Annotated in this window: 14 protein-coding genes and 1 tRNA gene; 6 read left to right on the top strand and 9 right to left on the bottom strand. The window is 63.6% G+C overall.

The annotated features are described in order from the left end of the window. Positions 1-8: 8 nt before the first annotated feature. A complete protein-coding gene (gene thrC / locus AC07UC_RS27130; RefSeq protein ID WP_494907989.1) occupies positions 9-1,406 on the bottom strand; it encodes a threonine synthase in 1,398 nt (465 codons plus the stop codon). A gap of 129 nt (positions 1,407-1,535) precedes the next feature. Here thrC and AC07UC_RS27125 point away from each other — a divergent pair, with 129 nt between their 5' ends. Continuing rightward, on the top strand, positions 1,536-2,267 hold the full coding sequence (locus tag AC07UC_RS27125; protein WP_140768854.1) for a hypothetical protein: 732 nt from the start codon (positions 1,536-1,538) through the stop codon (positions 2,265-2,267). A gap of 42 nt (positions 2,268-2,309) precedes the next feature. On the opposite strand, the gene AC07UC_RS27120 is transcribed toward AC07UC_RS27125, so the two are convergent. Next, positions 2,310-2,999, bottom strand: coding sequence for an HAD family hydrolase (locus AC07UC_RS27120; protein ID WP_494907988.1), 690 nt, complete (start codon positions 2,997-2,999; stop codon positions 2,310-2,312). Between the two features lie 179 nt (positions 3,000-3,178). Between AC07UC_RS27120 and AC07UC_RS27115 the strand changes: the two genes are divergently transcribed. After that, positions 3,179-4,312, top strand: coding sequence for a site-specific DNA-methyltransferase (locus AC07UC_RS27115; RefSeq protein ID WP_140768850.1), 1,134 nt, complete (start codon positions 3,179-3,181; stop codon positions 4,310-4,312). Between the two features lie 65 nt (positions 4,313-4,377). On the opposite strand, the gene AC07UC_RS27110 is transcribed toward AC07UC_RS27115, so the two are convergent. Together AC07UC_RS27110 and mutY are read right to left on the bottom strand one after the other, a co-directional pair. Next, a complete protein-coding gene (locus tag AC07UC_RS27110) occupies positions 4,378-4,989 on the bottom strand; it encodes an HAD family hydrolase (protein WP_494907987.1) in 612 nt (203 codons plus the stop codon). Further along, a complete protein-coding gene (gene mutY / locus AC07UC_RS27105; protein ID WP_494907986.1) occupies positions 4,982-6,121 on the bottom strand; it encodes an A/G-specific adenine glycosylase in 1,140 nt (379 codons plus the stop codon). Before mutY ends, AC07UC_RS27110 begins: the two co-directional genes overlap by 8 nt. A 55-nt stretch (positions 6,122-6,176) precedes the next feature. Between mutY and AC07UC_RS27100 the strand changes: the two genes are divergently transcribed. The 3 genes from AC07UC_RS27100 to smc all read left to right on the top strand — a co-directional run bounded on the left by AC07UC_RS27100 (position 6,177) and on the right by smc (position 11,100). After that, positions 6,177-6,686, top strand: coding sequence for a DUF721 domain-containing protein (locus AC07UC_RS27100; RefSeq protein WP_056563897.1), 510 nt, complete (start codon positions 6,177-6,179; stop codon positions 6,684-6,686). Positions 6,687-6,840: 154 nt separating this feature from the next. Then, positions 6,841-7,584, top strand: a complete 744-nt coding sequence (locus AC07UC_RS27095) for a DsbA family protein (protein WP_140768844.1) — start codon at positions 6,841-6,843, stop codon at positions 7,582-7,584. A 57-nt stretch (positions 7,585-7,641) separates the two neighbouring features. Continuing rightward, positions 7,642-11,100, top strand: a complete 3,459-nt coding sequence (smc, locus tag AC07UC_RS27090) for a chromosome segregation protein SMC (protein WP_494907985.1) — start codon at positions 7,642-7,644, stop codon at positions 11,098-11,100. Between the two features lie 51 nt (positions 11,101-11,151). Here smc and AC07UC_RS27085 read toward each other — a convergent pair whose 3' ends face one another. Further along, complete coding sequence (locus tag AC07UC_RS27085; RefSeq protein WP_494907984.1) at positions 11,152-11,499, bottom strand: VanZ family protein; 348 nt, start codon at positions 11,497-11,499, stop codon at positions 11,152-11,154. Positions 11,500-12,003: 504 nt separating this feature from the next. Further along, on the bottom strand, positions 12,004-13,641 hold the full coding sequence (locus tag AC07UC_RS27080; RefSeq protein ID WP_494907983.1) for an ABC transporter substrate-binding protein: 1,638 nt from the start codon (positions 13,639-13,641) through the stop codon (positions 12,004-12,006). Positions 13,642-13,769: 128 nt separating this feature from the next. Between AC07UC_RS27080 and AC07UC_RS27075 the strand changes: the two genes are divergently transcribed. Further along, on the top strand, positions 13,770-14,669 hold the full coding sequence (locus AC07UC_RS27075; protein WP_494907982.1) for a LysR family transcriptional regulator: 900 nt from the start codon (positions 13,770-13,772) through the stop codon (positions 14,667-14,669). Between the two features lie 86 nt (positions 14,670-14,755). Here the strand turns inward: AC07UC_RS27075 and AC07UC_RS27070 are convergent, their stop codons facing one another. The 3 genes from AC07UC_RS27070 to AC07UC_RS27060 form a co-directional block, all read right to left on the bottom strand. Further along, positions 14,756-15,628: a phytanoyl-CoA dioxygenase family protein gene (locus AC07UC_RS27070; protein ID WP_494907981.1), complete on the bottom strand. Its 873-nt coding sequence runs from the start codon at positions 15,626-15,628 to the stop codon at positions 14,756-14,758. A gap of 349 nt (positions 15,629-15,977) precedes the next feature. Beyond that, positions 15,978-16,052: transfer RNA gene (locus AC07UC_RS27065), tRNA-Gln, on the bottom strand. Between the two features lie 139 nt (positions 16,053-16,191). Next, complete coding sequence (locus AC07UC_RS27060; RefSeq protein ID WP_494907980.1) at positions 16,192-16,536, bottom strand: VOC family protein; 345 nt, start codon at positions 16,534-16,536, stop codon at positions 16,192-16,194. Positions 16,537-16,701 lie beyond the last annotated feature (165 nt).

Below are 16,701 nucleotides of genomic sequence, written 5' to 3'. Positions count from 1 at the left end.
CGTACTCCCTAACGCGCCGCCCGCGCGCGGCGACTGACGTAATCTTCCACCATTTTCAGGTCGGATGGAAGTACCGTGTATTTTTCCTCAAATGTCATCAATCCCCCTAGCCATGCGGGCAGGGCGGGGGAGACGCCGCTGGCGGCCTCGACGGCGGCCGGAAATTTCGCCGGATGGGCGGTGCCCAGCACCACCATCGGCACGGCGCCCGATGCTTTGCCGGCCGCGACATGCATAGCCGCGGCGGTATGCGGATCCAGAAGATAATTGCTGGCCGCGAGCGTCGAGCGGATGGTGGCGGCGACCTCGTCCATCGTGGCACGGCCGGCGTCGAATTCGGACCGCATCCCATTGATTTCACGGGCTTCAATGGTGAAGGCGCCGGACTGCTTCAGGCCATCCATGTAGCGCCGCACGGTCGCCGCGTCACGGTTCGAGGCCTCGAACAGCAGGCGTTCGAAATTCGACGACACCTGGATATCCATCGATGGCGAGGTGGTGGCGAAGACGCCCTTGGTGCGGTATTCGCCGGTGGCGAAGGTGCGGGCCAAGATGTCGTTGTCGTTGGTGGCGATGACCAGCCGTTCGATCGGCAGGCCCATCTTCTTGGCGGCATAGCCGGCAAAGATATCGCCAAAATTGCCGGTCGGCACCGTGAACGACACCGGCCTGTCCGGTGCGCCGAGCGACAGGGCCGAGGAGAAATAGTAGACGATCTGGGCCATGATGCGCGCCCAGTTGATCGAGTTGACCCCCGACAGCGCCACCCGGTCGCGGAAAGCGTGGTCGTTGAACATGTCCTTGAGCAGGCCCTGGCAGTCGTCGAAATTGCCTTCGATCGCCAGCGCATGGACGTTTTCAGCCTTCGACGTCGTCATCTGCCGCTGCTGCACCGGCGAAACGCGGCCATGCGGGAAAAGGATGAAGATGTCGGTCCGGCTGCGCCCGGCAAAGGCGTCGATGGCCGCGCCGCCGGTGTCGCCTGAAGTGGCGCCGACGATGGTGGCATGCTGGTCGCGTTCGGCAAGCACATGGTCCATCAGCCGGGCGAGCAACTGCATCGCCACGTCCTTGAACGCCAGCGTCGGCCCATGGAAGAGTTCGAGGACAAACGTGTTGGGGCCGGTCTGGACCAGCGGGCAGACCGCTTCGTGGCGGAAGGTGGCATAGGCTTCACGCACCAGGCGTTCGAAGACCGGCGCTGTGATCTCGCCGCCAAGGAACGGCGTCAGCACGCGTATGGCAAGGTCGGGATAGGCAAGGCCTCGCATGGCACGGATGTCGGCCGCCGAGAAATGCGGCCACTCGCGTGGTACGTAGAGCCCGCCATCGCGGGCCAGGCCAGCCAGCACGGCATCGGAAAATCCAAGCGCGGGCGCCTCGCCGCGCGTACTCACATATTGCATGTCTCAGTCCCGTTGCTGCTCGGCTCTTCCGTTCACCACAAGGTGGTTAATTTCTGTGCCGGCTCCAGTCGCATTTTTGCCGCGCCGTTGATATACGTCACCAGCTTTACGAGAGGGAAGTGCAGTTTCATGGCGTTTCGTACATCACGTGGCCGCTTTTTGGCGGGTCTTGCGCTCACCGGCTTTATGCTCGCCGCCGCCGGCTGCCAATCGGGCGACAATGGCATCCTTGACCTCGGCTTCGGCAAGAAGAAGGACCCGGCAGCGCCACCGCCGCCGCAGGATCCCAAGGTCCTGGCCAGCCAGTTGAACGCCTATTGCCCGAGGGTGACGGTGCGCGACGGTACGGCCTTCTTCAACACCTATGCCAACGAGGTCAAGAAGGCCAAGCCCAAAGTCAAGAAGACAGGCGACGCCGCGGCGGATGCCGCTGCCCAGGCTGCTGCCGACGCCGCCGCTGCCACTCCGCCCGACGATTCGGCGAGGATCATTTACCAGGCGTCGATTGCCGACGTTACCCGCGACTGCAGCCGATCCGACGGGCAGATGACGATGAAGATAGCGGTCGCCGGCAAGATCGTGCCGGGACCCAAGTTCTCGCCCGGCACCATCACCATGCCGATCCGCACCGCGGTGATGCACGGCACCGACGTGCTCTACTCGCAGATCCACCAGTATCAGGTCCAGGTCACCGATCCCTCGGTCGCCACCCAGTTCGTCTTCACCGATTCCAATATCGTGGTGCCGGCGCCGACGGCGCAGGACTATCAGGCCTATGCCGGCTATGACGAAACCGCGCCGAAGGGGACGACCGACAAGCCGAAGAAGACCCACAGGAAGAAGGCGGCCGCGACGAACTGAGCGGCCATGGACACAGCGTGCGTCCAGCTGGGCGCCCGCGTCTCAGGCGTCAGCCGACCATTCCGATAGTGCCGCGATCACGCTTTTCAGTTCGGCCCAGCGGCGAATGACCGTCTCGGCGCCGGCCTCTGTCAGCGCGTCGGCATGGCCGGGATAGCTGTGGCTGGCGCCGGTGAAGCCGATCACGCGCATGCCGGCTGTCCTGGCGCCGGTGACGCCGTGCACGGAATCCTCGATGACGAAGGTGTTCGCCGGATTCGCGCCGAGTTTTTCCGCCGCGAGCAGGAACACGTCCGGCGAGGGCTTGGTCTTTTTGCTCGGTATCTCCAGCGCCGATAAGATACGGCCGGCGAAAAACGGCAGCAGATGCACCTTCTCCAGCATGAATTCGATCCGCTCCGAACGTGAGTTGGAGCAGATGCAGCGCTGTGTCGTGACCGAGGCTACCGCCTCGCGCACGCCCTCGATGGCGCGGACGTCGCTTCGCAGTTTGCGGTCGACCAGATCCTCGGCGCGATCGATGAGTGACGCCTGGAACGGGATCTTGGACTTCTCCTCGATCCGCATCAGGATGTCCTTGAACGTCAGCCCCGCATAGGTCTCCGCGATCTCCTCGGCCGAGATTTCGTATCCGGCCAGGGTTATCAACTCCGCCTCGACCCGCGCGGCGATGATTTCGGAATCGACGAGCACGCCGTCGCAATCGAAGATGACAAGGTCTGGCTGGGGCATGGTGATCCGGAACAAGGAGGGTGGAGGAATGGCCTCTCGGGGCTCAAGCGGCGCGGCATACACCAATGGCCCGGCCTTCGCAAACCTGACGGACGATCGGCGCCGGCCTTCACCGAATATTTACGCTGATCGGTAACCATAACGGGGAGTAAACAGTAACGCGTGCCTTGGGTGTAAAAATGTCTGCCGTGCGTCTTCTCGACGAGCTTTCCCTTGCCCCCCAGCAATCCGAATGGCTGGACACGATCCTGAAAGGTGACTGCGTCGCGGCCCTCGACCGCCTGCCGGAAAAATCGGTCGACGTCATCTTCGCCGATCCGCCCTACAACCTGCAGCTCGACGGCGACCTGCATCGCCCCGATCAGTCCAAGGTCAACGCGGTCGACGACGAGTGGGACCAGTTCGAGAGTTTTGAAGCCTACGACGCTTTCACCCGCGCCTGGTTGCTGGCGGCGCGGCGAGTGCTGAAGCCCAACGGCACGATCTGGGTCATTGGCTCCTACCACAACATCTTCCGGGTCGGCGCCAAGATGCAGGATCTGGGGTTCTGGATCCTCAACGACGTGGTCTGGCGCAAGACCAATCCGATGCCGAATTTCCGCGGTCGCCGCTTCCAGAACGCCCATGAGACGATGATCTGGGCTTCTCGTGACCAGAAGGGCAAGGGCTACACCTTTAACTATGAAGCGTTGAAGGCGTCCAATGACGATGTCCAGATGCGCTCCGACTGGCTGTTCCCGATCTGCACCGGCGGCGAGCGGCTGAAGAACGACAATGGCGACAAGCTGCACCCGACACAGAAGCCTGAAGCCCTGCTGGCCCGCATCATGATGGCCTCGACCAAGCCGGGCGACATCGTGCTCGATCCTTTCTTCGGCTCCGGCACGACAGGCGCGGTGGCCAAGCGTCTCGGCCGCCATTTCGTCGGCATCGAGCGCGAGCAGGCCTATATCGACGCCGCCAACGAGCGCATCGATGCCGTGCGGCCGCTGCAGGATGCCGATCTGACGGTCTTGACCGGCAAGCGCGCCGAGCCGCGCGTCGCCTTCGTCAGCCTGATCGACACCGGGCTGGTGACGCCGGGCGCCACGCTCTATGACGCCAAGAAGCGCTGGGCGGCCAAGGTGCGTGCCGACGGCACGGTGGCGATCGGCGACAGCGCCGGCTCGATCCACAAGATCGGCGCCGAAGTGCAGGGACTGGATGCCTGCAACGGCTGGACCTTCTGGCACTATGAGCGCAGCGGCGGGCTCACCCCGATCGACGAACTGCGCCGCATTGCCCGCCTCGGCATGGAGCGGGCAGGGGGTTGACCCCCTGCCAATTGCTGCTTTCACGTTGATTCAGGATCTGAGCGGATCGCCGCAAGCGATTCAGATCACGCCTTGATTCCGAAGCGTTCAAGATCCGCTTTAAGCGTCCTGGCGTCGGTGAACAGCACCGATTGCCAGCCCGCCGCCCGGGCGCCCTCGACATTCTTCTGGCTGTCGTCGATGAACAGCGTCGCCGACGGTTCGAGCCCGAACGCAGCCACGTGATGGTCGTAAATGTCGCGATCCGGTTTGATCTTGCCGATCTCGCCGGAGATGGTCACCCCACGTGGACGATCGAGGAAATCAAAGCGTTTGCGGGCTTCGGCCAAAGTGTCGGAGGCGAAGTTGGTCAGCATGGTCACATCATGGCCGCGCTCGATCAGGCCGAGCATGATGGCGACGCTGTCGTCATAGGCATGCGGCACCATTTCGTGCCAATGGCGGCGGAAATTGCGGATGTTTTCCGAATGATCTGGGTGCTCTGCGATCAGCAGCGCCTCGGCCTCTTCCCAGCTTCGTCCGCGATCCTGCTCGATGTTCCAGTCATGCGTGCAGACATTGTCGAAGAACCACTGTCTCTCTTCGGCATCGGGAATGAGGCGACTGAACGGGATGTTTGGATCGTAGTGGATCAGCACACGGCCGATGTCGAAAACGATGTGGCGGATTTCAGTCATGGGGCCTCTTTGCACTGAGCGGTGACGGCTTTTTCGTCGCGCCGGGTATCGCAGCCTCGATTGCCTTTTTCATGACAGTGGGCAGCGCCTCTCCGGCAATCTCATGGGCGGGTGACCAGAAACACCCTGCCGGCGCATCACCTTTTATGTTGGCGCGAAAGACGTCGAGCTCGAGCGCGAAATGGGTGAAGACATGCGTGATTGTCCCGGCACGCCGCCAGTCGCCGGAAAAGGGCGCTGCTGCCGGTGTGGTGGCCCCATCCACCCGCGCCGTCCAGGCCGTGGTCGGCACCTCGGTCATGCCGCCGAGCAAACCTTTCTCGGGCCGTTTGCGCAGAAGAATGGCACCGTCCTCACGCACGGCCACGAAAGCAGCGCCTCGCCGCAGCGGCTTGTCGGCTTTCGGCAGCCGCACCGGGAAATTTTCGGGATCGCCTGAAACGACGGCGCTGCAGTCCTCGCGCAGCGGGCACAGCATGCAGCGCGGCCGGCGCGGCGTGCAGATCGTGGCGCCAAGGTCCATCATCGCCTGGGCGAAATCGCCCGGTCTTGCCCGCGGCAGCAGGCGCTCGACATGGGCGCGTATCTCTGCCTTGGCTTCGCTGAGAGGCGTCGTGATCGAAAACAGCCTCGAGATGACGCGTTCGACATTGCCGTCGACAACGGCAGCGGGGCGGTCGAAGGCGATCGCCGTGATGGCCGCCGAGGTATAGGCGCCGATGCCGGGCAGGTCCCTCAAGGCAGCCTCGGTGTCGGGAAACCGGCCGCCGCGCGCCGCCACCAGATCAGCGCAAGCCTTGAGGTTGCGTGCGCGGGAATAGTAGCCGAGCCCCGCCCAGGCTTTCATGACGTCCTCGGTTGGTGCCGAGGCCAGTGCCTCGACATCTGGCCATTTCTCGACAAAAGCGCGGAAATAGGATTTCACCGCCTCGACGGTGGTCTGCTGCAACATGACTTCGGACAGCCAGATGCGGTAGGGATCCGGCCGCACGCCGCGTGCATGCTCGCGCGGCGTCACGCGCCACGGCAGTTCGCGGTGGTGCACGTCGTACCAGGCAAGCAGCCGAGAGGCGGCATCGCCTGATACTGCCCCGTGAGTCTGGGCCTTGCGGGTCTGGTCTGCTGGTGCCATTGATCTTGTGTTGGCCTGGCCGATATCGGGTGAGGTCGTGGCTGGAGAAACGCACATGGCAGGGAAAAGGCGCTTCGGCAATCCTGTTCCGGTGAGCGATCTCGCCACCGAGATCCTCGATCCGGTGCTGCGCAAAAGGGCAGGCATCTCGATCGGTCTCGTCCAGTCCTGGGAAGAGATCGCCGGACCGCGCCTTGCCAGCCGCTCGCGGCCCGAGAAGATCCAGTGGCCGCGTCGCCTGCACGAGGACGATCCGTTCGAGCCGGCGGTGCTGGTTATCGCCTGCGAGGGGATGGCAGCGCTTCATCTGCAGCATGAGACCGGCGAGATCATCAACCGGGTCAACGCCTTCCTCGGCTTTACGGCAATAGGCCGCATCAGGATCGTGCAAAAACCGGTGACGTCGGACAAAGGACGGCCTAAACCCAGCTTCAGGCCCTTGACGGCGGCGGAGAAGACGAAATTGTCCAGCACGGTCGAACTGATCGAGGATGAAGGGTTGCGCGCCTCGCTGGAAAGGCTTGGCGCAACCATCCTGGGTGAAAGGAAGTCAAAAACCCCTTGAAGACAGTCATGGATTTGTCGTCAACATCTCGCATTCGTGATCGCCTTTATCAGGTTCCGCGATTGGATTGGGGATGGAGATGCCTTAATTCGCGCCAACTCTCGCCTTTTCGTGCCTTTGCATTGCAAAATCCAACTCTTGTCAGGTGATTCGTATGAACCGTCCTTCGTTCGGCAAAAGTCTGTCTCGCAGAAACGTCCTGTCTTCGCTGGCCGCAATCCCGGCGGTTGCCCTGCTCGCCGCCTGCAGCGACTCGGGCGAAGAGGCCAAGGCGGCGGATGTGAAGCCTGCTGATCCGGCCGCACCCGCAAAGCCGGCAACACCGGCCGCGGTCCAGGTTCCGGAAGCGCAGGGCACCGTCGATATGGCCGAACTGCTGAAGCCGGGCGCGCTGCCCGACAAACAGCTCGGCAAGGATGACGCGAAAGTCACCATCGTCGAATACGCCTCGATGACCTGCCCGCATTGCGCGCATTTCGCCGAGACCACCTTCCCGGATCTGAAGACCAAGTACATCGACACCGGCAAGGCGCGTTATATCCTGCGCGAATTCCCGTTCGATCCGAGCGCGGAAGCCGGTTTCATGCTGGCGCGCTGCGCCAAGGATAACTATTTCCCGATGGTCGACGTGCTGTTCCGGCAGCAGGCGAACTGGGTTGGCGTATCGAACACCAAGGATGCGCTGCTGCAAATCTCGAAGCTCGCCGGTTTTACACAGGAGTCCTTCGAGGCCTGCTTGACGGACCAGAAACTTCTGGACGATGTGAGATCGGTCCAGAAGCGCGGCGCCAATGAATTCAAGGTCGACTCGACACCGACCTTCTTCATCAACGGTAAGACCTACAAAGGGGCGATGTCGATTGAGGAAATGTCGGCCATCATCGACCCTCTGCTCTGACATCAGGTCAGCGCTGAAGCGGCAGCGTTTCGGCGCTCGCCTTTATGGGGCGCGTGAATGAAGTTCTCGCGCCTTCGCCTCCTCGGTTTCAAGTCGTTCGTCGAGCCCGGCGAGTTCGTCATCGAACGCGGCCTGACTGGCATTGTCGGGCCGAACGGCTGCGGCAAGTCGAACCTTGTCGAGGCGCTGCGCTGGGTGATGGGCGAAAGCTCCTACAAGAACATGCGCGCTTCCGGCATGGACGACGTGATCTTTTCCGGCTCGGGTACGCGGCCCGCGCGCAATACCGCCGAAGTCACGCTTTTCCTCGACAATACCGATCGCTCGGCGCCCGCCGCGTTCAACGATGCCGACGAATTGCAGGTTTCGCGCCGCATCGAGCGCGAGGCCGGCTCGCTCTATCGCATCAATGGCAAGGAAGCGCGCGCCAAGGACGTGCAGCTTCTGTTCGCCGACCAGTCGACCGGCGCGCGCTCGCCATCGATGGTCGGGCAGGGCCGTATCGGCGAACTGATCCAGGCCAAGCCGCAGGCGCGCCGTGCGCTGCTGGAAGAGGCGGCCGGCATTTCCGGCCTGCACACCCGTCGCCACGAGGCGGAACTGCGGCTGAAGGCGGCCGAACAGAACCTCGAACGCCTGGACGATGTCGTCGGCGAACTGGAGAGCCAGATCGAGAGCCTCAAGCGCCAGGCGCGCCAGGCGTCACGCTTCAAGAACCTGTCGGCCGATATCCGCAAGGCCGAAGCGACATTGCTGCATCTGCGCTGGACGCTGGCCAAGACGCAGGAGGGCGAAGCGCGTTCGGCGCTGGCTACCGCCACCGCCCTGGTCGGCGACCGCGCCGCCGCGCAGATGGCCGCCGCGAGGGAACAAGGCATCGGCGCCCACCGCCTGCCTGACCTGCGCGACGCGGAAGCCGCCGCCGCGGCCGCCTTCCAGCGCCTGTCGATCGCCAAGTCGCAGATCGAGGAGGAGGCCGGCCGCATCCGCAACCGCCAGGCCGAAATCGAGCGTCGGTTGCAGCAACTTGACGGCGACATCGCCCGCGAGGAGCGGATGGTGCGCGACAATGCCGATGTTCTCGAACGCCTGCGCACCGAAGAGGCTGTACTGAATTCCGAGAACGCCGGCGCCGCGGAACGCGAGGCCACCACCCGCGCGGCGTTCGAACAGGCGGCGTCGACGCTGGCGCAGAGCGAAGCCAAGCTCGCAGCGCTGACCGCCGAACGGGCCGAGGCCGCCGCCTCGCGCCATCAGATCGAACGGACGCTGCGCGAAACCGCTGAGCGCCGCGACCGCTTCGCCCGGCAACTCGCCGAGGTCGACCGCGAATTGTCGGACATCCTCTCCAAGGTGGCTGGCCTGCCGGATCCGGCCGAAAAGCGGGTGCTGGTCGAACAGGCCGTGGCGCTGCTCGAAGAATCCGAGGCGGCGGTGGCGCAGGCCGAGCAGTCGGTCATCGATGCCCGTGCCGCCGAAAGCGCCGCCCGGCCGCCGCTTCAGGACGCCAGGGCCGAGCTGGCGGGCATCGAGACCGAAGCGCGTACCCTGGCCAAGATACTCAATGCCGCCAGCGGCGATCTCTTCCCTTCGGTGCTTGAGCAGATCAGCGTCGAGCGCGGCTTTGAGACGGCGCTGGGTGCGGCGCTTGGCGAAGACCTCGACGTGCCGCTCGACCGCAGCGCACCGGTGCATTGGGGCGAAAGCCAGATCCAGCACGGCGACGCGGCCCTGCCGGACGGCATCAAGAGCCTGGGCAGCGTGGTTCGTGCCCCCGCGCAATTGGCTCGCCGACTGGCGCAGATCGGGATCGTCGAGGCCGCCGACGGCCGCCGGCTGCAGGCGCTGCTTGCGCCGGGCCAGAGGCTGGTCAGCCGCGAAGGCGCGCTCTGGCGCTGGGACGGTCTCACGGCCAGCGCCGATGCGCCGACAGCCGCGGCACAACGGCTGGCGCAGAAGAACCGGCTTGCCGAACTCGATGCCGAAGCGGTGCAGGCGACGCTTGTCCTGCGTCAGGCCGAGGAGGCGCTGGCACAGGCCGAACAGGCGCTTCGCCAGGCAAGCGAGGCCGAACGCAACACGCGCCAGGCCGGACGCGACGCCCAGCACCGCCTGGACGCTGCCCGCAATGCGCTGGCCGACGCCGAAAAGGCGGGCGGCGAGCTGTCGAGCCGGCGCGCGGCGCTCGATGAGGCCCGCGCGCGTATCGTCGACAGCCATGAGGAAACCTCGGCGGCTTTCGTCGAGGCCGAAATGCTGCTGCAGGACGCACCCGATCTCGGCGACCTGCAATTGCAGCTCGAACAGTCCTCGGCCAATGTCTCGCGCGACCGCGCCACGCTTGCCGATGCCCGCGCCGTCCATGAGGGATTGCGGCGTGAAGCCGAGGCGCGCGCGCGCCGGCTCGATGCGATCGGCGCCGAACGCAGCAACTGGCTGGTGCGTGCCGAAAACGCCTCGACGCAGATTGCCTCGCTCGGCGACCGCAAGGCCGAGGCCGAGGCCGAGCGCGAACGCCTGGCTGATGCTCCCGACGAGATCGACGCCAAGCGGCGCGCGCTGCTGTCGCAACTCACCGAGGCGGAGACCTTGCGCAAGGCGGCCGCCGATCGCCTGCAGGAAGCGGAGAACAGGCAGGCCGAACTGGACAAGCTGGCTACAGCAGCCATCCAGTCGCTGGCCGAGGCGCGCGAGACCCGTGCCCGTACCGAGGAAAGGCTGACGGCGGCCGACGAGCGCCGTCTTGAGGTCGAGGCTCGCATCCAGGAAACGCTGAACACGCCGCCGCATCTGGTCATTCGCCATACCGGCCTGGAAGTCGACGCTCCGATGCCCGAGATGGCCGAGATCGAACGCCAGCTCGACCGCTTGAAGATCGAGCGCGAACGGCTCGGCGCCGTCAATCTGCGCGCCGAGGAAGAGCAGAAGGAGCTCTCCGACCGGCTGGAGGCGATCGTTTCCGAGCGCGAGGACATCATCGAAGCGATCCGCAAGCTCAGGCAAGCGATCCAGAGCCTCAATCGCGAAGGCCGCGAGCGGCTTCTCGCCGCCTTCGACGTGGTCAACAGCCATTTCCAGCGCCTGTTCTCGCACCTGTTCGGTGGCGGCACGGCGGAATTGCAGCTGATCGAGTCCGAGGATCCGCTCGAGGCAGGCCTCGAAATTCTTGCCCGCCCGCCGGGCAAGAAGCCGCAGACCATGACGCTGCTGTCGGGCGGCGAGCAGGCGCTGACGGCGATGTCGTTGATCTTCGCCGTCTTCCTGACCAATCCGGCGCCGATCTGCGTCCTCGACGAAGTCGATGCGCCGCTCGACGATCACAATGTGGAACGCTTCTGCAATCTCATGGACGAGATGGCCAAGACCACCGAGACGCGCTTCGTCATCATCACGCACAATCCGATCACGATGGCCCGCATGGACCGGCTGTTCGGCGTCACCATGGCCGAGCAGGGCGTGAGCCAACTCGTGTCGGTCGATCTGCAGGCCGCTGAAGCGATGCGCGAGGCGAGCTGACACGTCCGGGCTGACAGCGCTCCAGCCGTCAGCACAATGTGCGATTGGCGGTCAGCCTCGACGGCGCATGAGCCAGGTTGCACAACCCGCCGCCACGAGCCCGAACGCGATGCCGATACAATCGGCAACCCAGTCGAACACATCGAAATCGCGGGCTATCTCCGACGTGCCCTGAAGGACTTCGATCGCAGCTCCGACCGCGGCCAGGAAAATGACCAGCCAGAGCTTGCGCTTGGGCCAACCCAGGCTGCCAAGCGCGGCCAGGACGGCGAATGCGCTGGCGTGATTGAGCTTGTCATCGCTGAAACCGACATCGATCCCGAATTGCTCGAGCCAAGGCTCCGGCAGCAGCGCGAGGATAAGAACCGCAACGAACGTAACGACAAATGCGGTTCGCAAGACGACTGAACAGGATGTCATTGTGCCCCAACAGCGATTTCGACCGCCCTGAGGTCGAAGCCTGCCGACTGAACCCGATGCACCAGGCAGGAGAAGCGCAGAGCGTCACGATTGCATCGGATCGTCGGAAAAGCAACGAGGTTTCGCCTGCATGGAAGGGTTAATTTTCCCGTTTTTCGGGAAGGTCGTTGGCTGCCAAAGCGGGTTCCGCTTCATTTCGGCAAAGATAAGCTCTCCTGGTGAACTGGAGCTTCTCGACGATGACAGACGCGGAAACCGGGATTTCTCGTATACCTGATGGTCCGGCGGACCTGGCGACACGGCCACGGATCCTTGCGGATCTATCGAGGCAAGGCACGTGTGGACGCATCTGCGCGACGTGTCCGATGCGAAGCCTGAACTGCTCCTCATCGGTCCATGATAGTGTCGCCGCGGGGCGAAATGCTCGGTGAAAAGAAATGGCAGAGCGGCGCTGCGGAAGGCGCCGCCCTGTTGTCCTGGTAATCAGGCGGCGAGCCAGGCCCTGGTGAAATCCTGCTCATAGGCCTGATGCATCTGATAGCCCATCAAGGCAGGTTTCATATGGCAGAACAGCTTTCGCCAGTAAGGCTGAACGATGATGCCGGATTCCTGCAGCATCAGCTGCAATTCCTTCATCACCGCGCGACGCTGATCCGGATCGGCAATGGCGTTGGCCTTGTGAACCTTGGCATCGAACGCCGGATCGGCAAACCCTGTCTCATTCCATGCCGAGCCGCTCTGATAGGCAAGCGCATAGGTCTGGATTCCGAGCGGGCGGGCGTTCCAGTTGGTCGTCGCGAAGGGATACTTGGTCCAGTCGTTCCAGAATGCCGATTCCGGGATGACCGTGCGCTTCACCTTGAAGCCGGCGTCGCGCATCTGCTGGGCGACGACGTCGGAGCTTTCCTTGCGGTAGTCGGCTTCGACAGAGATCAGATCGAACTCGAAATCGAGCTGGCCGGCTTCTTCCAGCAGCGCCTTGGCCCGGACCGGGTCGCGCTTGATCGGCGGCAGGTCGGCATGCTCAGGGTGCATCGGTCCGACGTGATCGTTCTGCGCCACCATGCCCATGCCGTTGGCGCCGAGCTGCAGCACCGCTTCATTGTCGACCGCAAGCTGAATGGCATTGCGCACACGCTTGTCGTCGTAGGGCTTGGCGTTGACGTTGCAGCGCGAGACGATGGTGGCGGCGGTGACGATCTCGCTCTTCTTCAGGCCCAGCCCGTCGAGCATGGCGACGTCATAGGACTGCGTCTGGCCGTTCAAATCGATCTCGCCCGATTCGAAAGCAGAGACGGTGGCGGCCGAGTCGGTGCCGTAGTCGACCCAATCGATGCCATCCAGGAAAACCTCGCCGCCCCACCACGAGCCTTCCGGCCGCTTGCGCACCGAGGCGGCGACGCCGACATCGAGCTTCTTGAGTTCGAACGGGCCGGTGGAAACGGGATTTGCCGACAGGGCCGCCTCTTTCGGATTGAAGCTGCGATGCACGATCAATGCCGGGTAATCCGTCATCGCCGGGATGATGGTGATGTCGGGTTGCGACAGTTTCAGCGCCACGGTGTGGTCGTCGCGGATCGTGATCGCGCCGGCCCGCGCCACCTTGGTGTCGGGATCGATCAGCGAACTCATGCGCCCGGCCATGGAGTTGCCGGCGGCACCCTTCTCGCACCAGCGCGTGATGTTGAAGGCAACATCCGTGGCGGTGAAATCGTCGCCGTTCGACCATTTCACGCCTGGGCGGACCTTGAGCACGTACTCCGTGGCGTCCGCGTTGATTTCCCAGCTCTGCAGCAAGACCGGCTCAAAGGTGAAATCCGGCTTCCAGCGCACCAGCGGTTCGAGAAATTGCATGGCGATGTTGCCCATCTGCGAAACCTTGAAACTGCGCGGATCCTCCAGTTCCATCACCTGCATGGCGACGCGTACGACACCGCCCTTCCTGGGCTTGGCCGCTTCTTCAGCCAGAGCCGGAACCGGCTGGCCGATGAGGCCGTAGGCGACCGCCGTGCTGGCGCCAAAGGCGCTGGCCAGCGCCAGGAATTCGCGGCGGCTGAGCGCGCCATTTTTTGTACCCCGCGCAAAAGCATCGATCGCGGGATGAAGAGGCTTGGATGTCATATCGTTTCTCCCATTGTTGATTTTACGTCCAAATTCGGTGGAATGCCCTTGCCGCACGATCGCCGGGCGCTGTCTTCTGCCGGAAGCCGCGAAGGGTGGAGCAGACGCGGCGGCGAGGGGAAGCCAGGATGAATCTTCTGACGGCCATGCGGGTGTTCGACCGGGTCTGCCTGCTGGGCAGCCTCTCGGCGGCGGCGCGCGATCTCAACATGTCGACCACGGCGGTCAGCCGCATGATCAAGGATCTGGAGGAGGATCTTGGCGTGCGTCTCATCAACCGCACCACAAGGCGCCTCAGCCTCACCGAGGCGGGACGTGACTATGCTCCCCGGGCCCGCAGCCTGCTGGACGACATCTCGGAACTGCAGGATTCGACGCGCGGCCTGCACAAGGAGACGCGCGGGCTGATTCGGGTTTCCTGCTCCAATGTCCTTGGCCACACGCGCATCACCAAGCTGGTGCCGAAATTCCTGGAAGAGAATCCGCTCACCAGCATCGAGTTCGACCTGACCGCGCGCTACGTCGTCGGCATTGTCGAGGAGGGCTACGATGTCGCCATCCGTTTCGGCGGACAGGCTGATTCCGCGTTGATCGCGAGGCGCCTTGGCGAGGTTCGCAACTATGTCTGCGCCACGCCGGACTACTGGAACAGAAATGGCCGGCCGACCCATCCGGACCAGCTGGCAAGCCATTCCTGCGTGTTGAGCAACTTCGCCAAGCGGCTGGGCACATGGCCGTTCATAGGGCCCGACGGGCCGTTCGACGCCGCCATTGGCGGGCGCGTCTCGACCAACAGCGTGGAGGCCGCCTATCAGATGACCATCGCCGGCTTCGGCATCGGCAACCTGCCGAGCCTTCTGGTTGATGCCGCGATCCGGGACGGCCGTCTGGAGGTGCAGCTTGACGAGTTTCGCCCGGGCTCCAGCCCCATCTATGCGCTCTATCCGCACCGCACCTACATCGCCGCCAAGGTGCGCGCCTTCGTCGATTTCCTGATACGCGAACTGTCGGCGGATTTCACCGCCTGAGACTTTGCGAGGCCGCTGGCGAACGCAGTCAAGGGCCCGGCGCGAACGCCAGGCCCCTTTTGCCCCCGTCGCCTGAGGCGGCAATGTCATTTCCACCAGGCGGTGGTGTCGTACATCGGTCCCGGCTCCTCGAAGAGCTTTTCGTATTTGCACAGCGTCGGCGTCTCGCCGAGCGGCACGGAGACGCCATCCCGGAACGCCCATTCGCCGCGTTGCGTCGAGTCCGCCCGCACATAGCTCGACAGGGCGAAGGCGCGGTCGTGCCGCGACTTGTTCGGCGAGGAGCCGTGCACGGTAAGCAGTCCCCACATGGCAAGGTCGCCCGGCTCCAGCACCAGCGGAACGATGGTCGCCGGGTCGATGCCGACCTTGCGCAACTCCTCCTCGGCGGTCAGGCCCTTCATCAGTTCGCCGGTTCCTTCGTCCGAGAGGCCGAGATAGCCGAGCTTGTGGCTGCCGGGCACGACCTGGAGGCAGCCATTGTCGAGCGTCGCGCGGTCAACGGCGAGGCCGGTGGTCACGGTCGCGTCGGCGACATTGTCGAAGGCGGCCTGGTTGCGGAAACGCAGGTCCTGGTGGAAGCGGTAACCCGTGACATTGGCGCCTGGCGGCTTCCAGTGCAGTTGCTGGGCGATTTGCCTGATGTCGCGGCCAATCAGCCCCTCGAGCAGTTTCAGATAGTCCGGGCTGCGCCGGAATTGCTCGAAATAGGAATTGATCCAGGAAAACCAGTAGGCCTGCAGCACGTAACGCTGGCCGAAATCCGACTCGGGCAGAATCTGGAAGCTGAGATTGCCATGCCTGTAGGTGGCGTGATGCTTGAGCCCTTCGGCGTAGACATCATCCGTTTCCTTCTTCAGCCGGGCCATCTCGTCGCCGTCGACGAACTGTCGAACGATCGCATATCCTTCCTCGCGGTACTGCTCCACCGCCTCGCGTGCCTGCTTGTCCGTCAACATGTCTTTGACAACCCCTGTCTGGTGATCCGTGGCGATCGTAACAAAGGGATTGCGGGCGATAAGTCGTGGATTCTGGCATCGACTTTCCCGAATATCGGAAAAATGCCGCTGGCGAAGGCGGGCGTGAATCCCGGACCCGGGTGTCCGCTCGCAAATATCGCGGCGTCTGGCCGGACGCAGCGCATCCAGCGCGCCATATGGAAAATCGCTTTGATGGATGATGACAGTCCGCTTCGGCGAATGTCATGCCGTATCAGGCATTCATCGCTCGCCTGACCCTGCCATTCCTTTTGTCATCCCAACGAGCCGTGAGACCGGCCCCAATGACAACCGGACGCACCTGTAGGGATGGCTGGGGCGCCAGGATTCGAACCTGGGAATGTCGGTACCAAAAACCGATGCCTTACCACTTGGCGACGCCCCAATAGCCGTCAGAGTCGCTTGTGCGGCGCGTTATTAGCAGAGCAGCCGAAAAGCACAATGCCAAAGCACAATGCTCATGAGTGACGCTAGAACACTCGGCTGGCCTGCGGCGCCTTGCCGCCAGATGGTCCATGAACAGGCTATTGGGACCACACTGCCAGCTCATTGCCGGCCGGATCGACGAAGTGGAAGCGTCGGCCGCCGGGAAATGCGAAGATCGGCTTGACGATCGTGCCGCCGGCGCTTTCGATGGCGCTAAGCGTTTCCTCGAGGTCGTCGCTGTAGAGCACGGGCAGCGGCTTGGCCGGTGCTTCCGCGGCATCGGCCTGGAAACCGCCATCCAGGCCCTCTGCGAAGGCCGAATAGGTGGGGCCGTAGTCGGTGAACGACCAGGCAAAGGCGGAACTGTAGAAAGCCTTCAGCCGATCCAGCGTGCCGCCGGTCGCCGGCATTTCCAGATAGTCGAGTTTTCCAGTCAGTTTCATGGGACACCTATTTGTTCCCTTTATGTTCTAGCTGTCGAACCGTGAGGTGGCAAGTCTTTTTGCCGCATGTCCGGGCCGGGCTTTTTCTTAATCGATTGTAGCGGCGGAACGGCTTTTCCGGTGCTTGCCTTTCGCACTGCAGCATCATATCGGTCCAAAGTCGGA

Source organism: Mesorhizobium sp. GW821-FHT04C10 (assembly GCF_059420305.1).
Note: the sequence above shows the minus strand (reverse complement) of the source record. Positions and strands in the feature narration are given on the sequence as shown.

What these genes read in the sequence shown, in the direction of transcription:
- thrC (WP_494907989.1), bottom strand. Translation starts at nt 1,406, where the DNA reads ATGCAATATGTGAGTACGCGCGGCGAGGCGCCCGCGCTTGGATTTTCC.
- AC07UC_RS27125 (WP_140768854.1), top strand. Translation starts at nt 1,536, where the DNA reads ATGGCGTTTCGTACATCACGTGGCCGCTTTTTGGCGGGTCTTGCGCTC.
- AC07UC_RS27120 (WP_494907988.1), bottom strand. Translation starts at nt 2,999, where the DNA reads ATGCCCCAGCCAGACCTTGTCATCTTCGATTGCGACGGCGTGCTCGTC.
- AC07UC_RS27115 (WP_140768850.1), top strand. Translation starts at nt 3,179, where the DNA reads ATGTCTGCCGTGCGTCTTCTCGACGAGCTTTCCCTTGCCCCCCAGCAA.
- AC07UC_RS27110 (WP_494907987.1), bottom strand. Translation starts at nt 4,989, where the DNA reads ATGACTGAAATCCGCCACATCGTTTTCGACATCGGCCGTGTGCTGATC.
- mutY (WP_494907986.1), bottom strand. Translation starts at nt 6,121, where the DNA reads ATGGCACCAGCAGACCAGACCCGCAAGGCCCAGACTCACGGGGCAGTA.
- AC07UC_RS27100 (WP_056563897.1), top strand. Translation starts at nt 6,177, where the DNA reads ATGGCAGGGAAAAGGCGCTTCGGCAATCCTGTTCCGGTGAGCGATCTC.
- AC07UC_RS27095 (WP_140768844.1), top strand. Translation starts at nt 6,841, where the DNA reads ATGAACCGTCCTTCGTTCGGCAAAAGTCTGTCTCGCAGAAACGTCCTG.
- smc (WP_494907985.1), top strand. Translation starts at nt 7,642, where the DNA reads ATGAAGTTCTCGCGCCTTCGCCTCCTCGGTTTCAAGTCGTTCGTCGAG.
- AC07UC_RS27080 (WP_494907983.1), bottom strand. Translation starts at nt 13,641, where the DNA reads ATGACATCCAAGCCTCTTCATCCCGCGATCGATGCTTTTGCGCGGGGT.
- AC07UC_RS27075 (WP_494907982.1), top strand. Translation starts at nt 13,770, where the DNA reads ATGAATCTTCTGACGGCCATGCGGGTGTTCGACCGGGTCTGCCTGCTG.
- AC07UC_RS27070 (WP_494907981.1), bottom strand. Translation starts at nt 15,628, where the DNA reads ATGTTGACGGACAAGCAGGCACGCGAGGCGGTGGAGCAGTACCGCGAG.
- AC07UC_RS27060 (WP_494907980.1), bottom strand. Translation starts at nt 16,536, where the DNA reads ATGAAACTGACTGGAAAACTCGACTATCTGGAAATGCCGGCGACCGGC.